The following is an 18,131-nucleotide window of genomic DNA, read 5'->3' as shown; positions in this document are numbered from 1 at the left end:
GATCAGCTCGCCGCCGCGGCAATGTCGGTGGGCTCGACGGTGTCGACCGGCAGCGCAAACTGCTCGACGCGCTGGTATCGCTTCTTGTTGAGCAGGAGCCGGGTCACGTCGGGGCGCGAATAGTGCCCGGCTGGATCAGCGGCGTTCTTGGCGACGCCGATGGCGCCAAGATCGATCTCGGCGATCAAGAGGCCCTCCTGGTCCGGCGCGAGCTTATCGCCGATCTGGCTGCCATCGGGGCCGTAGATCGCAGCGAAGCCGCCGCCGGCATGCAGCAGCGCGTGCTTGTCCGGCCGATCACAGAGCTCGTCGATCATGGCTTGCGAGACCGTCGCGCAAGGCGCGAGCACGAAACAGGAGCCCTCGACCGCATAGACGCGCGAGGCGGCGTTGTTCACCTCGGCGCCGAGCGCCGGCGCGAAAGGATCGTAGAGCGAAAAGCTCGGCCAGGCCGCGACATGGACCTGCTCATTCTGGGCATACATGGCGTATTTCGACAGCGGCTGGAGATGCTCCCAGCAGCACAGGGCGCCGATGCGGCCGATGTCGGACCGCGCGTGCACGGCGAGATCGCTGCCGTCGCCCTCGCCATAGACCGTGCGCTCGGCATGGGTCGGCCGCAACTTGCGGCGCTTTGCGATGGTCTCGCCATCGGGCCCGATCAGCCATTGCGCCAGATAGAGACTGCCGCCGTCGCGCTCGGACAGACCGAGCACGGCAGTGAGCTTGGCCTTGCGCACGGCGTCGCGCAGCCGCTCGGCCTGCAGACTGTCATAGGACAGCGAATTGTCGAAATAGCGTTGCACGAAGCCACGACCGATCGCCCAGGCCGGCGAATCCATCCAGATGTGCCAGGGGTAGCCGGGGATGAAGGCTTCCGGAAAAGCGATCAGCTTGGCGCCCTTCTCGGCGGCGTCCCTGATCAGGGCGATTGACTTGTCGATCGAGGCGTCGAGATCGAGCCAGGCGGGCGCCGCCTGCACCACCGCGACCTTGTATTTCGGATGTTCGATGCCCATTCCCGCCTCCCTTGCCGGTTGATCGGAAGCCAGGTCCGATGCAGTCTATTTGACCAAGCCGGGCGGCGGGCGCTCGACCGCGGCGGAACAAAAACTCGACCGGACGGGATTCACCGACCCGGTACGGGATTTGCCTTCGTCAGTCGGGACCAGCGCCGACACGCGATTTTGCGGGATGTGAAAGGGAGGCTCTGCAGATGCCAATCCAGTTCACCACGGACGACAGCCCAGGCCACCGCCGGCTTGCGCTCTGGCAGGAAATCGTTTGCGACGTCTTCGTCGGGCTCGACTGCAGGTCCGATCTTGGCAGCGCCTTTCGCGGCACGGTCACCCGGGCGCCACTGGGCAAGGCGGAATGCTCCGAGGTCTGCTCCGACCGTCAACACGTGTTGCGCACGCCGTCGCGCATCGCGCGCTCGGATCAGGACTTCATCCTGATCGCGCTCGGCAATCGCGGCGCCGGCGGCGTGGTGCAGGACGGCCGCGAGGCCGTGGTCAGTCCGGGAGAGTTTGCGCTCTATGACACCACCCGTCCCTACGAGCTGAAATTCGACGGCATCTTCACGCAGACCATCTTCAAGGTGCCGCGCGAGATGCTGCAGCGCCGGCTCGGCGCGACCGAAACTCTTACTGCCACCTCTTTCGGGCCGGACTCGCCACTGCAGAGGATCGCCTACGATTTCATCTACCGGCTCTGCCAGAGCGCGGATCAGATCGATCTGCACCACGCCGCCGCTCTGTCGGAACAGGCCGTCGATGTCCTGGCGATGGCGCTGGGCGAGCGGCTGGGCAAGACGCCGCTGCCGTCCTCGACGCATCGCTCCGCCCTGCTCTACCGATTGAAGGCGCATATCCGGGCTCATCTTGCCGATCCCGACCTCTCGCTGTCCGAGACCGCAGCGGCGCTCGGCATCTCGTCCCGCTATGTCAACGATCTCCTGGCTGACGAGGACACCTCGTTCCAGCGCTACGTCCTCGGTGAGCGCCTCGCTCAATGCAGGCGCGACCTCGCCTCCCCCGTGCTCGCTCACCGCCACATCAGCGAGATCGCCTTCGCCTGGGGCTTCAACGACCTCTCGCATTTCGGCCGCGTCTTCCGCGAGCATTTCGGGATGTCACCGCGCGACTTCCGGCAGAGCCAGTCGCGGCATTGACGTCCGGGCAGCCAATGGCCCGAGCCTTCGCTTCAGGCGAAGGCCGTGCTCGTGAATTCCAGATTGTCAGGTGCTGCAGCCGGGATCAGGCTCTGCACATGAGAACCAACGCCACGATAAGCGGATCGGAAGTCTTGCTCGGCGTGATCGCGATCCGGCTCGCGGTGCTTGTTGCGGTGGGCTGGAGCCTGACGCTCCTGCCGCGGCCGGCGCGCGAGAGCGAGGCCACCTGCCTTCAATCACCAGTAACGAGGGGCGCGGCTCCGCTTCCGGCGACGACGGCCAGCCCGCGCGTGACTGACGCGGCATTCGATGACATGCGTCTGCACGACTAGGCCGTTTCCAAGCAAGGCCGGTATGTGAGCGCGAGGTAGGACACGGCGCAGCCTTGCATTACGATCCGGCACAGAGGTCGCGGGGATCAATCAGCGGCCAGCCGAGGAGCAAATCGATGGAATACCGACGCTTGGGCCGCTCGGGCCTCATGGTGCCCGCCTTGAGTCTTGGGACCGGCACCTTCGGCGGCGTGGGCCGCCTCGCTGCGTGGGGCACCACCGACGCGACCGAAGCCCGGCGCCTTCTGGATATCTGCCTCGATGCCGGCGTGTCGATGTTCGACACCGCGAACGTCTATTCGCTCGGCGAGTCCGAGCGCGTTCTCGGCGAAGCCATCAAGGGCCGCCGCGACAAGGTTTTGGTTTCGACCAAGGCGACGTTCCGCTTTCGGCGACGGCCCCAACGACATCGGGTCGTCGCGGCAGCATCTGCTTACAGCCATCGACGCTTCGCTGAGCCGGCTCGGCACCGATTACATCGACCTGTTCCAGCTTCACGGCTTCGACGCCTTCACCCCGCCTGAAGAGGTGCTCGCGACTCTCGATGTGCTCGTGCGCGCCGGCAAGATCCGCTACGTGGGCGTGTCGAACTTTTCGGGCTGGCACCTGATGAAATCGCTTGGCGTTGCCGACAAGCATGGCTTCCCGCGTTACGTCGCCAACCAGACCTATTATTCACTGATCGGGCGCGACTACGAATGGGAGCTGATGCCGCTCGGCCTCGACCAGGGCCTCGGCGCGGTGGTCTGGTCGCCGCTCGGATGGGGACGCCTCACCGGAAAGATCCGCCGCGGCCAGCCAAAGCCTGACGTAAGCCGCTTGCCCAAGACGGCCGAGTTCGGCCCGCCCGTGCCGGACGAGCACGTCTATCGCGTCGTCGATGCGATCGACGAGGTCGCCAGGGAAACGGGCAAGAGCGTCTCGCAGATCGCGCTGAACTGGCTGCTGCAGCGTCCGACCGTCTCGACGCTGATCATCGGCGCGCGCAACGAGACGCAGCTGCGCGAAAATCTCGGCGCGGTCGGCTGGTCATTGACCAAGGACCAGATCGCCAAGCTCGATGCGGCGAGCAAGGTGACGCTGCCCTATCCTTACTGGCACCAGCGCACAACTTTCACCGACCGCAATCCGCCGGCGGTGTAGAGACCGGCACGCCGGCGCAGTCCGGCTTGAGCTGCATCAAGCCGGCCCGCGCCGACAGTGGCATCGTGCGCTCACGCGAGGCAGCCGATGCGCCGATTTGCCATGAAGGCCCTGTTCACCGCTCTCAATCTCAACCGCGCCGAGCGGAGCGGATCGATTGGGAGCGCACCATCCTGATCGTCTCGACCGCGGTGACGGTTGGGCTCGGCGCGCTCTATGTGTTCGGGAAGTCGACCTCCCGCTGGTGAGCCGCGAGGCCGTGCCGACCCATGCCCGCGGTGCCGGGAGACCTGCTCCCGGCGCAGGAACCGCCCGTATCCTGCCGGGTTGCGATGCATCTCGCAATTTCCTAATCCGGAGACGAACCACGGCTCGAATCAAGCACGCCGCCATCATGTTGCCAGCCTCCATGGAGCACGCCGACGGCCTGCCGCAGCCGCAGCGTGGCCAGGCGGTCCTGACCATTGCGCTCGGCATTATCATGGCAGTGGTCGACAGCGCCATCGCCAACGTCGCGCTGCCGACGATCGCGGCCGACCTCGACGCCAGCCCGGCGTTCTCGATCTGGATCGTCAACGGCTACCAGCTCGCGATCACGATCTCGCTGCTGCCGCTGGCTTCGCTCGGCGAGATCGTCGGCTATCGCCGCGTCTATCTGGTCGGCCTGGTGCTGTTCACATTTGCCTCCGCACTCTGCGCGCTGGCGCACACGCTGCCGCTCCTCACGATTGCACGCATCGTGCAGGGGTTCGGCGCGGCCGGCATCATGAGCGTCAACGCAGCGCTGGTGCGTTTCACTTACCCACGCAGCCAGCTCGGCCGCGGCATCGGGCTCAACGCTCTCGTCGTCGCCTTCTCAGCCGCGGTCGGCCCGACGCTCGCCGCCGGTATCCTGGCGTTCGGCAGCTGGCCCTGGCTGTTCGCCATCAACGTTCCGCTCGGCGTGGTGACATTGGTGCTGGGCCTGCGCAGCCTGCCGCACACCAGGCCTGCGAGCCATTCCTTCGACTGGCAGAGCGCGGGGCTGTCCGCGATCACCTTCGGCGTCGGCATCGCGGCCGTCGATAGCGTCGGTCATGGCGAAGCCGCGATCACCTGCCTCGTGCAGTTCGCCATCGCGCTCGTCGCCGGCGCGCTGCTGATCTACCGCGAGACCCACATGGCCTCGCCGCTGCTGCCGATCGACCTGTTGCGCATCCCCGTGTTCGCATTGTCGATTGCGACTTCGATCGCCTCGTTCTGCGGGCAGATGCTGGCCTTCGTCGCGATCCCCTTCTATCTCCAGAGCCGCTTCGGCTATTCGGCGGTGCATATGGGCCTCTTGATCACGCCGTGGCCGATCGCGGTGGCGTTCGCAGCCCCCTCGCCGGCCGCCTGGTGGAGCATTATCCGGCCGGCCTGCTCGGCGGCATCGGCCTTACGCTGTTCGCCTGCGGCCTCGCTGCGCTCGCCTTGCTGCCGGCTGCGCCCACGCCGCTCGACGTGGTCTGGCGGATGGCGCTGGCCGGCGCCGGCTTCGGCCTGTTCCAGACCCCCAATAACCGCACCATGATCGCGGCCGCCCCGCGCGAGCGTGCCGGCGGCGCCAGCGGCATGCTGGGGACGGCGCGGCTGCTTGGGCAGACCACCGGCGCAGCGCTGGTGGCACTCTTCCTCGGCCGCTATCCGATCGAGGGAACCAGGATCGCGTTGCTGACCGGCGTCGGCTTCGCGCTCTGCGGCGCAGCGCTGAGCATGTTGCGGCTGTCGTCCGCGGGTGCGCGCGGCGCCGAGCATGTTCGCGTGCAGGACGACCAGCGCCTGCGCGGCGAATAGCGCGCGACCATTTGGGAAGGCCGATTTCGGCTGCGTCCGCCGCGCCTCACATCTTCACCATCTCGGTGCGATATTTCGGCAGCAGTGCTGCGATCAGCTTGCCTTTCTCGGCCATCTCTTCCGGGGTCGGCTTCGGCGGTGGCGATGTGCGGCCTTCGACGGGAAAGCCAACCGCCAGGAAGAATTCGTCCTGTCCCGCTGGCGCGCACATGCAGAGCATACGGGCCGTCTTGCCGGACACGTTCTTGAACGCGTGCGGCGCGTTGGCCGGGACGTTGACGGTCGACCCCGCACTTACGGTATTACCGCGAAAGGTGAATTCAAGTTCGCCTTCGAGCAGCGTGAACATCTCCTCGAAGTCGTGGCGGTGCGGCGGGGGCCCGCCGCCGGCGGGCACCAGCATGTCGACCAGGCAATAGCGTCCTGCGGTCTGCGCGCCCGACACCAGAACCGTGTAGGTGCCGCCGGCCACAGAGATATGCGGCACGTCAGCGCCGTCGGGATCGGCGACCGTCAGGGCGCGGCCGGGATCGTCGGCGGGGATCGAGGAAGCTGACGACGAGTTTGCAGAAGGCGTGTTGGTCATATCGGATCTTCTTGCTTATATTTGGCTGCCAACGAGAAAGGCCGGCTTCTCAGCCGGCCTTTTCAATTCATCGCGCGCAGATCAAGCCTTGACCAGCGGGCTCTTGGTCGGCCCCTTCGAGCCGCCGGGGCCACCGGGCTTGGACTTGCCCGGCGGGCGCTTGCGGGCACCCGGGAGCTTCTCCTGCTTCGGCGTGACCGGACCCTCGACGAACTCGAAGCCGATCTTGTCCTTGGTCTCGTCGGCCTCGTCCTTGACCAGAACGACGCGGACATGGCCGCCACCCTTGAGCTTGCCGAACAGCACCTCGTCGGCCAGCGGCTTCTTGATGTGCTCCTGGATCACCCGAGCCATCGGACGTGCGCCCATCTGCTCGTCGTAACCATGCTTCACCAGCCAGGTCTTGGCGGGGTCGGACAGTTCGATGGTGACATCGCGATCGCCGAGTTGCGCTTCGAGCTGAAGCACGAACTTCTCGACCACCGTACCGATCACCTCGACGCTGAGATGGCCGAACGACACGACGGCATCGAGACGGTTGCGGAATTCCGGCGCGAACTGCCGGTTGATCGCCTCGTGGTCGTCGCCTTCGCGCTTCGAGCGCGTAAAGCCGAACGCCTGCTTGGCGAGATCGGACGCGCCCGCGTTCGTGGTCATGATCAGGATCACGTTGCGGAAGTTGACCTGCTTGCCGTTGTGGTCGGTGAGCCGGCCGTGATCCATGATCTGGAGCAGGACGTTGTAGAGATCGGGATGCGCCTTCTCGATCTCGTCGAGCAGCACCACGCAATGCGGATGCTGGTCGACACCGTCGGTGAGCAGGCCGCCCTGATCGAAACCGACATAGCCGGGAGGCGCGCCGATCAGGCGCGACACGGTGTGCCGCTCCATGTATTCGGACATGTCGAAGCGCAACAGCTCGACGCCGAGCGACGCCGCCAGCTGTTTTGCGACCTCGGTCTTGCCGACGCCGGTCGGACCCGAAAACAGGTAGCAGCCGATCGGCTTCTCCGGCTCGCGCAGGCCGGCACGCGCCAGCTTGATCGAAGCGGCGAGCGATTCGATCGCCTTGTCCTGACCGAACACCGTGCGCTTCAGGGTCTGCTCGAGATGCTTGAGCACCTCGGCATCGTCCTTTGACACGCTCTTCGGCGGGATCCGCGCCATCGAGGCGATCGTGGTCTCGATCTCCTTGATGCCGATGGTCTTCTTGCGCTTGTTCTCGGCGACCAGCATCTGCGCCGCGCCGGATTCGTCGATCACGTCGATCGCCTTATCCGGCAGCTTGCGGTCGTGGATGTAGCGCGAAGAGAGCTGTACCGCAGCCTCGATCGCCTCGTTGGTGTATTTCAGCCGGTGGTAGTCTTCGAAGTACGGCTTGAGGCCCTTGAGGATTGCGATCGCGTCCTCGACCGTCGGCTCGTTGACGTCGATCTTCTGGAAGCGCCGCACCAGCGCGCGGTCCTTCTCGAAGTGCTGCCGGTATTCCTTGTAGGTGGTCGAGCCCATGCAGCGAATGGTGCCGGAAGCGAGCGCGGGCTTGAGCAGGTTCGAGGCATCCATCGCCCCGCCCGACGTCGCGCCCGCACCGATCACGGTGTGGATCTCGTCGATGAACAGGATGGCGTTGGGATGCGCCTCGAGCTCCTTCAGCACCTGCTTCAGGCGTTCCTCGAAGTCGCCGCGATAGCGCGTACCGGCGAGCAGCGTGCCCATGTCGAGCGAGAACACGGTCGCAGCCGCCAGCACCTCCGGCACCTCGCTGTCGACGATGCGCTTGGCCAGGCCCTCCGCGATCGCGGTCTTGCCGACGCCGGCCTCGCCCACGAACAGCGGATTGTTCTTCTGCCGGCGACACAGCACCTGGATCGCGCGGTTGATCTCGGAATTGCGTCCGATCACCGGATCGATCTTGCCGTCGCGCGCCTTCTTGTTGAGGTTGACGCAATAGGTCTCGAGCGCCTCGCCCTTCTTCTTGGCGTCCTCGCTGCCCTTGGTCTCGGTCTCCTCGTCGACACCGCGCACCGGCCGCGCCTCGGAGACGCCTGGCCGCTTGGCAATACCGTGGCTGATATAATTGACGGCGTCGTAGCGCGTCATGTCCTGCTCCTGCAGGAAATACGCGGCATGACTCTCGCGCTCGGCAAAGATCGCGATCAGCACGTTGGCGCCGGTCACCTCTTCGCGACCGGACGACTGCACGTGGATCACCGCGCGCTGGATCACGCGCTGGAAGCCTGCGGTCGGCTTGGCGTCATCGGCGCCGTCCGTCACCAGGTTCTCGAATTCGGTCTCAAGATAATTGACGAGGCTCGTACGGAGCTTGTCGAGGTCGACGCTACAGGCGCGCATGACGGCGGCTGCATCGGAGTCGTCGATCAGGGAGAGCAAAAGATGCTCGAGCGTCGCGTATTGGTGATGACGCTCGTTTGCGATCGCCAGTGCACGATGCAGGGATTGTTCAAGGCTTTGGGAAAAAGTCGGCATTCGCGTCCTCTATGGCCCCCACCATCATGATCGCCATCGCCCGGTCAGGCAACAACAACCTTTGTCACATATAGTTATACAAGATCGCGGCGAAAGACCGGTTCCGCGACTCAGGCGGCTGCACAGCTACGGTATTTTTTGATGCAAAACCCGTTCCGGTTTGGGCACGATCAGCACCGGTCCGAAATTCCGTAGTTTTGCCCTCTGCAACGAACATCGCGCGCAGACATCACGCGGCAATCACACTGCGACATGCACAAGAACCGGCTTCGAATGCGCCGTAACGTGTCTTACTTCTTTTCCATCACGCATTGCAGCGGATGCTGGTGCTTGCGAGCGAAATCCATCACCTGCGTTACCTTGGTCTCGGCGATCTCGTAGGTGAACACGCCGCACTCCCCGATCCCGTGATGATGAACGTGCAGCATGATCTTGGTTGCGGCCTCGGCGTCCTTCTGGAAGAATTTCTCCAGCACATGAACGACGAATTCCATCGGCGTGTAATCGTCGTTCAGGATCAGCACACGGTACAGGTTCGGCCGTTTGGTCTTCGGCTTGACCTTGGTGATGACGGACGTGTTTGGCGCGGAAGGACCGCCGGAACGGTTCTCGTCGTTGCTCATCAGGGCAGCGTGGGCGGCGGCGGCCGCGGACGGATCTGGTCTGGAAGACAGTTGCGGCATGGCTCAGGCGTTCAAATTCCCCACGGAAGCGTATGACGGTTCGCCGCGCAGCCCCGGCCTTCGGAGCTTCGCACAGGCGCACCGCCTTTTGGATCGCCGCTTCCAGCCGGTCCGGTCCAAACCGGATCGGCCTCACCGAATATGGGCCTGCCCCCGGCTCGCCGCAAGCGTGCGGCAGCTCGGCCGATGCGGCCATGGCGGTCCCGATTCCCGGTCCGGGCGATCCTCACCAAGGTTAATCAATCCGGACTGATTTGACAAAAGCTTCCGCCCCGCCGGTTTAGAAGATGTTCACCAGGAACCCGGCCAGCAACGCGGCTGCGGCGGTTTCGCGCGGGCTATCTCCGGTTTTCTACGGACCAATTGCCCCTCAATGGCGTGACGCGAAAACGGGCAAAGGCACAGATTTCCGGGGATCGTCACGCCTCGCAGATCGACGCGCGGCAGAAGAAGCTGTGCGATGACGCCAAGGCGGCGAACATCACGATCCATACGGTGCAGGTGAACACCGGAGCGACCCGACTTCCCGCGTGCTGCAGTATTGCGCGAGCCGCTCCGACAAGTTCTATCTGGTGACGAAGGCAGATCAGACGTCTCGATGTTCAAGGAAACCGGCACGCTGTGGAAGCTGCGCGTGGCGCGCTGAGACCTACACTTCGAGACAAACAAAAAAAGCCCGGCTAGTGCAGCCGGGCTTTTGATTCCAGGACGTCAGGAAACGTTAGCTGGCGGCCGGGGTGAACTTCGACGCGATGGTCTCGACCGGCTTGAACGCCTGCTTGGCGAGGTCGCTGTAAAGGCCGGCGATCTTCTGCGATTCCGCGACGAAGGACTCGTAGGCGGAACGGGCGAATTCGGTCTGCGCTTCGACGGCCTTGTCCAGCGACTTCACGCCGGAAAGCTTCTCGACGAAGGACTTGGTGTCTTCGAACGACTTCTTGGTGTAGTCGCCATAAGCGCTGGCGATCGCCTGAAGGCCGTGCTGCATCGACGTCGCGGAGGCGACGTACTGCTCGAAGTGCTCTTTCCCGTAGCCCTGAAAGTCTTCAACCTTGAACATTCGGAATCCTTTTCCCTAGCCTGTCGGAAGCCCCGGCTCCCTGACTCTGCTCACGATTAGTGCAACGCACAAAAAAGTCAAGAATTTTGTGCGTCGCACAAAATTGCGGGCAAATTTGCCAAGATTCCCGGGGTTTCCCGCAATGGTTCCTTAAGCTTTTGGAAACCGCGGCCCCCTACCTTGATTCCCTGGACGTGTTCAACTTCCACAAGCGGCCAAAAGCCGTTGGAGAACATCACCTTAGCCAGAACAGCGGCTCAGGTCCAACGTCCCCCGCGGCGAACATCTGCGGAGGACAGCCTGAGCAGGTAATGATCCCGGGTCCCTTGGGCACAATTTCGCCTCACGAGCCGGTGATCAAGTCAGAAACGGGGACGGGGTTTCATGCTTCGTAAAAACTTGTCTTCCTCGCGCTTGGCGCGGGTTGGCGTTTTTGGGCTTCTTGCGGTCACGAGTGCAGTCATCTTCACCACCGATGCTGCCGAGGCGCGGCGCCACCGGCGTCACACCGCGCACCACCGCGTGCAGCGCGATGTGTCCGAGAGTTCCAGCCCGAAATTCGCGTCGATCATCGTCGACGGCAACTCCGGCTCCGTGCTTCAGGCCACGAGTCCCGACGGGATCCGCCATCCGGCCTCGCTGACCAAGATCATGACGCTCTATTTGCTGTTCGAGCGCCTCGAGTCCGGGAAGATGAAGCTCGACACCGAGATGCCGGTGTCGCAGCACGCCGCCGATCAGGATCCCACCAAGCTGAACCTGCGTGCCGGCCAGACCATCCGCGTCGAGGACGCGATCAAAGGTCTCGTCACCCGCTCCGCCAACGACGCAGCCGTTGTGATCGCGGAAGCGATTGGCGGCGACGAGGACGACTTCGCCCAGATGATGACGCGCAAGGCGCGTTCGCTCGGCATGTCCAGGACGGTTTACCGCAACGCCAACGGTCTTCCCAACGACGAGCAGGTCACGACCGCGCGCGACCAGGCCACGCTCGGCCGCGCCATCCAGGAGCGCTTCCCGCGCTACTATCGCTATTTCGCGACCTCGACGTTCAACTGGCGCGGACAGTCGATCCGGAACCACAATCATCTGCTCGGGAATGTCGAGGGCGTGGACGGCATCAAGACCGGCTATACTCGCGCCTCCGGCTTCAATCTCGTGACCTCGATGCGCCGCGGCAACCGCCACCTGATCGGCGTGGTGCTGGGCGGCCGTAGCGGCGGCTCGCGCGACGCCATCATGCGTAACCTGCTCGCGGAGAACCTCGATAAGGCCGCGACCACCCACACCGTCGCCGCGGTCACCGAACGCAACGGCTCCGACGCTGCTGCCGAGGTTGCGGATGCGTCGGATATCCCGGCCCGCTCCGCTCCGCAGGTTCAGGCGTCGGCTGCCCCTGCTCCCGAAGCAGCCCCGTCGCGTCTCGCCGCGCGCCTCTCGACGCTTGCGGCTGCGGCTGCCGCGGTGCCGCCGGCTCAGCCCAGATCTGAAGCCAATAGGCCTGAAGTTCGGCCGATAGAATCCAAGGTCGAGCCTGCGCCGCTCACCAATGGCGTGATCTCGAGCCAGCCGCTCTCGATCATCCCCGGTTCGTCCGAACCGATGAAGCCGGTCCGGGTCAAGACCGTCCAGGTCAAGGCCGGCGCGGTGAAGGTCGCCTCCGCCGCCCCGGCTCAGATCGCACCGCAGGTCACGAGCACGATCGCATCCCGCTCCGAAGTCGCCGAAACCTCCGGTGCCGTCGTCGCCCGCGCAGACCTCATCAACAAGCCCGAGGTCGCCAGCCAACCGGAAGCTCCGAAGGCCGAGATCACCCGTGCCGAGCTGCCGTGGCAGCCGGCGGGCTTCGGCACCGGCACCGGCATCCTCGGCGTCTTGCCGGCCGCCACCGCCGCCGCACCCGCCCCGGCTGCTGCGAAGCTCGCATCAGCCGACCCGGCGCTGCAGCCGATCCAGATGAGCGCCACCACGAAGGCGGTCGCTACCCACAGCGGCTGGATCGTTCAGGTCGGCGCGCTCGAGAGCGAGAACGAAGCCCAGCAGCGCATCGACGCGGCGCGCAGCTCGGCTCGCGGCCTGCTCAGCAAGGCCGACCCGTTCACCGAGCCGGTCGTCGCGAAAGATAATCGCAAGCTCTACCGCGCCCGCTTCGCGGGGCTCGACCGCGACCAGGCCGAAGCCGTCTGCCGCACCCTGAAGCGCGCCGATATCTCCTGCATGACCGTCCGCAACTGAACTTTCGCACCGCTCCTATGAAAATGCCCGCGCCTTGCGCGGGCATTTTCATTTTCGGGATGCGGTGACCGACGAGGCTGTTCCACGACAACCTCTCGTCAAGGATTTACGGTTAAAACTTTACGCAAGGGATCGACCACGCCGACAATGGCGGGCATCGGGGCGACGGCAAACAGAGCAAGCAGAGCTCACACGGGACGAGCGTTTGTAGCGTGGTGCCGGAGTTAGCCGTTATGCGTGCGAAGCAGAGTATCCTTGGCCTCGTTTACACGGGCAGCGAGATACGTCGAGCCCCCTGGTCGGGATGCAGTTTCTTCATCAGGGACTTGTGAGCCCGGCTGATGTCGTCACGCCCCGCCCCCGGCTGCAGGCCAAGGATCTGATAGGCCTCCTCCGTCGTCATTTTACCGCTCGCCACCGTGCGGCGCTGCCCCCTGCCGCATCGCTCTGCGCGTTCTGACGCCAAGCGGGAAACCGGCGGTCCAGATAGCTTTCAAGTAGGGCCACGCTCTCGGCGTCGAACGCCGGGACCATTGCCAGCAGGGCCGCGAGATCGAACTCATCGAGATCGCGCCCGGCGTGAGGCCCGGCGACGATCTGGCCTCCGAGCTGGCCGGAATCGTGATCGAGCCGCATATCCAGGAATTGCGAGCGCACGCGCGAGGCCTGACCGGCCGGGCGCGTCGCGCCCCCGCCGAACAGCCCGCCGATATTGCCGAAGCCGGCGTTTGCCATCGGTGTCCAGCCCAAGAGCCCGGCGCCGAATATCCCGAGCGGGATCGCCACCACCAGTTCGCCCTTCAAGCCCGTGAACGCTGCGACAGCCAGCGCCACCACGCCGCCACCGAACCTGATCGCGCGTGCCAGCACGGCCGGATTGGCCGAACGGAACATCTGGAGCAGCAAATAAAGGGTGATAATGGCGATAGCGCCGGCGATCAGGGTCATGGCCGGAATATAGTCGGCCTACCGCCAAAAAGCATCGAGTCCTTGCGCCCCCGCCGACCGCGCGCCAGCGCTACTTCATCTGGCCGATCAGCCTGGCCGCGCCACTGGCGGTCTTCGCCAATTGCAACAGCGCCTCGCGTCCGCCGGCCGCGTAGGCGGCGGCTGCGCGCAACAGCTCGCGCAACTGCGCCGCCGCGCCCGGATCGAACCGGCACCAAGCGCCGCCGGTCAGGCGCGCGATCTCGCGAAAGGCCTTCTCGGCCACCGCGTCATGGCCTTCCTGAAAGACGAACACAGGCACTTTGAGCATGCCGAGCTCGCCTGCCTTGGCGCAGAGCTGGTCGACGTTCTCCTCCATGGCGTCGCCGACGAAGACGACGGCGCGCACGCCGGTTGCGACGGCCTCGCGCCGCGCCTCGCTCAGCACCTTGCCGATCTGGGTGTCGCCGCCACGGCAATCGATCTTGCTCATCAGCGCCGCCAGCCTGGCGCTGTCGGAGATCCATCCCGTGGCGCGGCACTCGTTGAAGCCGCGATAGTAGACGAGCCGGATGTCGAGACTGCCGAGCGCGGCGGTCTCACGGAACATGTCGGCCTGAAGCGCGCAAGCCATGTCCCAGGTCGGCTGCCGGCTCATCGTCGCATCCAGCGCGAAGATCAGCCGCCCTTTTGCACCGGGCGCATGCGGTGACAGCGCGCGCGCGTTGGCGACGAAGGCGGCGATGTCCTCCGAGGTCGAGGTCCCCGCCTGCGGCACAGCGTCGCTTGGTTGCGCCGAGACGGCATCGCGGCCGCGCGGTTTGATGGGTTCGCCGGACATTTCCTTGACCCTTGCGTGAGCGGCTAATGTGGTCAGCACATGCAGCCCGGTCAATGCGCAAAGCCCCCGCAGGCGGCAGCCGGCGGAGGCTTTGAAATCGGTATCGACGACGAGGAAGGCGTCAGCTCTTGGCGGGCGCCATCAAAGCGACCGGCCCGGGCTCTAGAATCTTGGGCGGGGACGATTGCGTGTCGACCGGCGCCACTTCACTGTCGGTCGCGCTCAGGAACTTGTCGAGCATGCCCTGGATCGAGTTCTTGGCAGCATCCGGACCGGTGTCGCGCATGTCGTTGTGCTGGAATTCGGTCTTCACGACCTGGATGCCGGCCTTCTCGCATTCTTCGTCGGTCGGGATCACACCCGCATCGGCCTTGAACTGCGGATCGGTGGAGCGGAACGACAGGATCTTGAACTTCCCGGCGGTGACGAAGGGCACGCGAAGATTGTCGAGTGTGACGACCTTCTTGACCTCATCCGGATACTGCTTGGCGAAATACATCGTGATGTCGCCGCCCATGGAGTGGCCGACCATCGTCACCTTTTCGTAGTCGGCGTTGGGCTGAACCTTCTTCATCTCCTGCATGGCGAGATGGATGTTGGCGACGCCGCGCAGGATCTGCGGCAGCCGGCCGACATAGATCTCGCCGGGCTTGGTCACCATCGGTGGATCGGTCGGCAAATCATGCTGCGGGCTGACGACGAGGTAGCCGCGCGCGGCGAAAATGTTGGCGAGGAAGCCGTACTCGGTGTTCTTGACGGTGTTGCCGTGGTTGATCACGGCGACCGGCATCGTGATCATGCCGGCATTGGCCTGCATTTCCTTGTCACGACGGATCGCGATATCGACGGGCACCGCACGGTTGTCGCGCGAGGCATCGTAGAAGGTGATGGTCTCGTGCCTGATTGCCCACTTGCTCGCCGTGAAATAGGCGACGCCACAGAGGGCACTGACCGAAACCAGAACGGCAATTCCACGCTTCATTTTGGTCCTCAGCCTCAGGCTCTTGCGGCCTGAATCCCTGTTGAAAATCGTGTTCTTCCGGAGCTCTTCGGCCCCTGGTCGCCTATTCCCTAATATATGTCACAGCCGCGTGACAGGAAGGCCAAATATTGTGAACCGGCAGCCCTTTCATTGTGCGGCGCACACGTTTCTTGGGCATCTCGCTCTCACACGGCTACGTCAGGGTGCACGTCACTATCCGACGCACTGTCTCGATCGGGTTCCGTTTTGCAGTAAACACGGGGTGAAAACGGTTGAGCGCGGGCTCGGTTCCCCGGGGGAGACCGGCCTCTTGATCGACTGGAAGTAGCGATGTACCGCCGCCTCAAGCGCCGAGGATGTCGTGGACCTCGAGCGGCTTGTCGACCTGGTTGAACCACTCGGCGCGATTGGCCGCGCGGCGACGTCCGCGCTCGTCGAGCGGAAGCTTGAGCTGGCGGAGCAGGCTCGTCACCTCCTCCCGTGCGGTGAGATGGCCGAGATTTGGCCGCATGCCGAGCGTGGCCTCGTCGATCTCGTCCAGCGCGGTCAGACCGCGCGGGAAGAACTCGCGATAGACGACCCGTTCGGCGAAGCCGTCGACGTAGCGGAAGCCGAGCCGCAGCGACAAATCCTTCAACCCATCGGCAACGAGCTGCTTGTTGCGGGAGCCGAGCATCGACAGGCGGTTGCGCACCACGATCCAGTCGGTGGTCGCACCGTCGAGCTGGCGGCGCTTGCGCCTGACATCCCGCACCATCTCCGCGTAGTGGCTCTCGCCTGTCACCGCGTAATTGGCGGGATCGACAGTGCCGAGCACATCGAAATCGAGGAAGCTGTCATTGATCGGGGTCACCAGCGTGTCGGCCATCGAGTGCGCAAGCCGCATCAGGTAGCTGTCGGTGCCGGGCGTATCGATGACGATGAAGTCGAAGCTGCTCTCGACCGCCGAGACCGCCTCCATGAACTGAAGGAACTCCGAATTCTCGTTCTCGGCAACCTGCATCGTTTCGCCAAGCTTGATGCAGCGATGCAACGGCAGTTCGAGGTCGAGCTTGGTTCGGCGCGCCCAGGCGGAACGGTTGTCGATGTAGTGAGTAAAGCTCTGCTGACGGCAGTCGAGGTCGATGGTGGCGACGCGCTGGCCGGCTTTGAGAAGCGCGACTGCGATGTGCAGGGCGGTAGTCGACTTGCCGGAGCCGCCTTTCTCGTTGCCGAGCACGACCACATGCGCCGAGCCGGACTGGCCTTGGCTAGCTTGCACAAGCATCGCGATCCTCAACACCCCTAACGAATATCTTCGAGTTGGCCGCGTCTGCGGTCAAGTGAAATGCGTGACAGGCAAGACAAATCGCGGCGCGCTGACCTTCATCATGAATCGCGGCGCCGCTTCGCGTCTGTGATCCAGCCCACAATGCCGCGACGCTTGCGCGGCTTTGCGCGGGATGCTGTGCCGCATCCGGATGCATGGCGTCCATGGTCGCCGCTTGTTAAGGTTAGCCTGCCGGGCGCCGGAACGCGCCCGTCGATTCCCAATCCCGTCGAGTTCTGATGTCACGCAGCCCCTTGATCGCCCGCACGGTCCCCACCTTGCGACGCGCCGTCGACAATCTTCGCAAGCGAAAGGCGACGATCGCGCTGGTCCCGACCATGGGAGCGCTCCATGACGGCCATGTGTCGCTGGTGCGCCTGGCCAAGCGGCGCGCGAGCCGCGTCGTGGTGTCGATCTTCGTCAACCCGACCCAGTTCGCTCCGACCGAGGATTTTGGCGCCTATCCGCGAACCTGGAAGGCCGATCTCGCCAAGCTCGCCGCCGAGGACGTCGATATCGTCTGGCATCCCGGCGCCGAGGCCATGTACCCGGAGGGCTTTGCCACCCGCATCATGCCGGAGGGACCGGCGCTGGCTGGCCTCGAGGACCGCTTCCGCCCGCATTTCTTCGCCGGCGTCGCCACCGTCGTCGGCAAGCTGTTCACCCAGTGCCGGCCGGATGTCGCGATCTTCGGCGAGAAGGATTTTCAGCAGTTGCGGGTGGTGGCGCAGATGGCCCGCGACCTCGAGCTCGGCGTCAAGGTGATCGGCTCCCGCACCGTGCGCGAGCGCGACGGGCTCGCGATGTCCTCGCGCAACGTCTATTTGTCGCCACAGGAGCGGCAGACCGCAACCACGCTATACCGCGTCATGAAGGAGAGCGCCGGGCGCATTCGCGCCGGCGAAGCGGTCGCGCCCGCAATGGCGCGCGGTGCCGCGATGATCACGGCGGCCGGCTTTGAGCTCGACTATTTCGAAGTGCGCCATGCAGCGACCCTGGCACAGGTCAGCTCGCGCAACGACGGACCGTTGCGCATCCTGGTCGCGGCCAAGCTCGGCACCACCCGGCTGATCGACAATATCGCGGTTTAGAGCAGCCCGAGATCGCGCAGTTCGCGCCGCATCGGCTCCGGCATCGCCGCGATCGAGCCGGCGGCGGACTTGCCGAGATCGGGCGGCACCGAATCGTCGGCGAGATAGCGCCAGCCCTGGAACGGGCGCATCGGCCGCGGCGACACCGGAATCACCTTCGGCTGCATCACGATCCGGCAGCGCCCGATGCCGTCCTTGTCGCGGAACGGCTCGATGCCGATGATCTTTTCGCGCGCGGCGACCTCGCCCTTGATCACCCAATAGAGCGACCCGCCCGACAGGATCTCGGCGTCGCGCTTGGGCACCATGCGGGTGATGTGGATGTGATGTTGCGGCAGACCCTTCTTCTTGGCGGTCTGCATCCGTTCGGCGGTCCACTCCTTCAATTCCTTGACGGATTCGCAGCCGACGGCGAGCTTGATCAGATGTAGTGGCATGCCCCAGCATTAGCCGGACAGCCACGC

14 protein-coding genes and 3 pseudogenes are annotated in these 18,131 nt (G+C 64.7%); 7 read left to right on the top strand and 10 right to left on the bottom strand.

Annotated features, from left to right (window positions below; genetic code table 11):
- Positions 1-2: 2 nt before the first annotated feature.
- Entirely contained in the window at positions 3-1,019 is a 1,017-nt protein-coding gene (locus AB3L03_RS34935; RefSeq protein ID WP_018455175.1) for a carbon-nitrogen hydrolase family protein, read from the bottom strand.
- Between the two features lie 197 nt (positions 1,020-1,216).
- Here AB3L03_RS34935 and AB3L03_RS34930 point away from each other — a divergent pair, with 197 nt between their 5' ends.
- From AB3L03_RS34930 to AB3L03_RS34910, 5 genes and pseudogenes are all read left to right on the top strand, one after another.
- On the top strand, positions 1,217-2,173 hold the full coding sequence (locus AB3L03_RS34930) for a helix-turn-helix domain-containing protein (RefSeq protein WP_018455176.1): 957 nt from the start codon (positions 1,217-1,219) through the stop codon (positions 2,171-2,173).
- Positions 2,174-2,271: 98 nt separating this feature from the next.
- The gene (locus tag AB3L03_RS34925; RefSeq protein ID WP_085384439.1) at positions 2,272-2,508 is read left to right on the top strand and encodes a hypothetical protein; all 237 of its coding nucleotides are present in this window, start codon (positions 2,272-2,274) and stop codon (positions 2,506-2,508) included.
- Positions 2,509-2,624: 116 nt separating this feature from the next.
- Positions 2,625-3,651: pseudogene (locus AB3L03_RS34920) on the top strand (aldo/keto reductase).
- A gap of 26 nt (positions 3,652-3,677) precedes the next feature.
- Complete coding sequence (locus tag AB3L03_RS34915) at positions 3,678-3,899, top strand: hypothetical protein (protein WP_162496372.1); 222 nt, start codon at positions 3,678-3,680, stop codon at positions 3,897-3,899.
- A 146-nt stretch (positions 3,900-4,045) separates the two neighbouring features.
- Positions 4,046-5,466: pseudogene (locus AB3L03_RS34910) on the top strand (MFS transporter).
- A gap of 46 nt (positions 5,467-5,512) precedes the next feature.
- Here AB3L03_RS34910 and AB3L03_RS34905 read toward each other — a convergent pair.
- The 4 genes from AB3L03_RS34905 to AB3L03_RS34890 all read right to left on the bottom strand — a co-directional run bounded on the left by AB3L03_RS34905 (position 5,513) and on the right by AB3L03_RS34890 (position 10,282).
- Positions 5,513-6,052, bottom strand: coding sequence for a cupin domain-containing protein (locus AB3L03_RS34905; RefSeq protein ID WP_247371903.1), 540 nt, complete (start codon positions 6,050-6,052; stop codon positions 5,513-5,515).
- Positions 6,053-6,133: 81 nt separating this feature from the next.
- Positions 6,134-8,539 (bottom strand): ATP-dependent Clp protease ATP-binding subunit ClpA, encoded by a 2,406-nt coding sequence (clpA, locus tag AB3L03_RS34900; protein ID WP_018455181.1) that lies wholly within the window; start codon positions 8,537-8,539, stop codon positions 6,134-6,136.
- Positions 8,540-8,829: 290 nt separating this feature from the next.
- Positions 8,830-9,162, bottom strand: a complete 333-nt coding sequence (gene clpS, locus AB3L03_RS34895; RefSeq protein ID WP_018455182.1) for an ATP-dependent Clp protease adapter ClpS — start codon at positions 9,160-9,162, stop codon at positions 8,830-8,832.
- A gap of 781 nt (positions 9,163-9,943) precedes the next feature.
- A complete protein-coding gene (locus AB3L03_RS34890; RefSeq protein ID WP_368507949.1) occupies positions 9,944-10,282 on the bottom strand; it encodes a phasin family protein in 339 nt (112 codons plus the stop codon).
- A gap of 384 nt (positions 10,283-10,666) precedes the next feature.
- Here AB3L03_RS34890 and AB3L03_RS34885 point away from each other — a divergent pair, with 384 nt between their 5' ends.
- A complete protein-coding gene (locus AB3L03_RS34885) occupies positions 10,667-12,517 on the top strand; it encodes a serine hydrolase (RefSeq protein WP_368507948.1) in 1,851 nt (616 codons plus the stop codon).
- Between the two features lie 224 nt (positions 12,518-12,741).
- Here the strand turns inward: AB3L03_RS34885 and AB3L03_RS34880 are convergent.
- The 4 genes and pseudogenes from AB3L03_RS34880 to AB3L03_RS34865 all read right to left on the bottom strand — a co-directional run bounded on the left by AB3L03_RS34880 (position 12,742) and on the right by AB3L03_RS34865 (position 16,534).
- Positions 12,742-13,465: pseudogene (locus tag AB3L03_RS34880) on the bottom strand (DnaJ domain-containing protein).
- Between the two features lie 70 nt (positions 13,466-13,535).
- On the bottom strand, positions 13,536-14,285 hold the full coding sequence (locus tag AB3L03_RS34875) for a hypothetical protein (RefSeq protein ID WP_085351368.1): 750 nt from the start codon (positions 14,283-14,285) through the stop codon (positions 13,536-13,538).
- A 121-nt stretch (positions 14,286-14,406) separates the two neighbouring features.
- A complete protein-coding gene (locus AB3L03_RS34870) occupies positions 14,407-15,267 on the bottom strand; it encodes an alpha/beta fold hydrolase (protein WP_007603233.1) in 861 nt (286 codons plus the stop codon).
- Positions 15,268-15,610: 343 nt separating this feature from the next.
- Positions 15,611-16,534 (bottom strand): division plane positioning ATPase MipZ, encoded by a 924-nt coding sequence (locus AB3L03_RS34865; protein WP_247399092.1) that lies wholly within the window; start codon positions 16,532-16,534, stop codon positions 15,611-15,613.
- A gap of 281 nt (positions 16,535-16,815) precedes the next feature.
- Between AB3L03_RS34865 and panC the strand changes: the two genes are divergently transcribed.
- Complete coding sequence (panC, locus tag AB3L03_RS34860; RefSeq protein WP_368507947.1) at positions 16,816-17,667, top strand: pantoate--beta-alanine ligase; 852 nt, start codon at positions 16,816-16,818, stop codon at positions 17,665-17,667.
- Here the strand turns inward: panC and AB3L03_RS34855 are convergent.
- Positions 17,664-18,104 (bottom strand): DUF1489 family protein, encoded by a 441-nt coding sequence (locus tag AB3L03_RS34855; protein WP_007603229.1) that lies wholly within the window; start codon positions 18,102-18,104, stop codon positions 17,664-17,666. The genes panC and AB3L03_RS34855 overlap by 4 nt on opposite strands.
- Positions 18,105-18,131: the final 27 nt, after the last annotated feature.

It is taken from the genome of Bradyrhizobium lupini (assembly GCF_040939785.1).
GTDB classification, from domain to species: domain Bacteria; phylum Pseudomonadota; class Alphaproteobacteria; order Rhizobiales; family Xanthobacteraceae; genus Bradyrhizobium; species Bradyrhizobium canariense_D.
The sequence above is the reverse complement of the archived record's forward strand: the minus strand, read 5'-3'. Positions and strand labels throughout refer to the sequence as shown.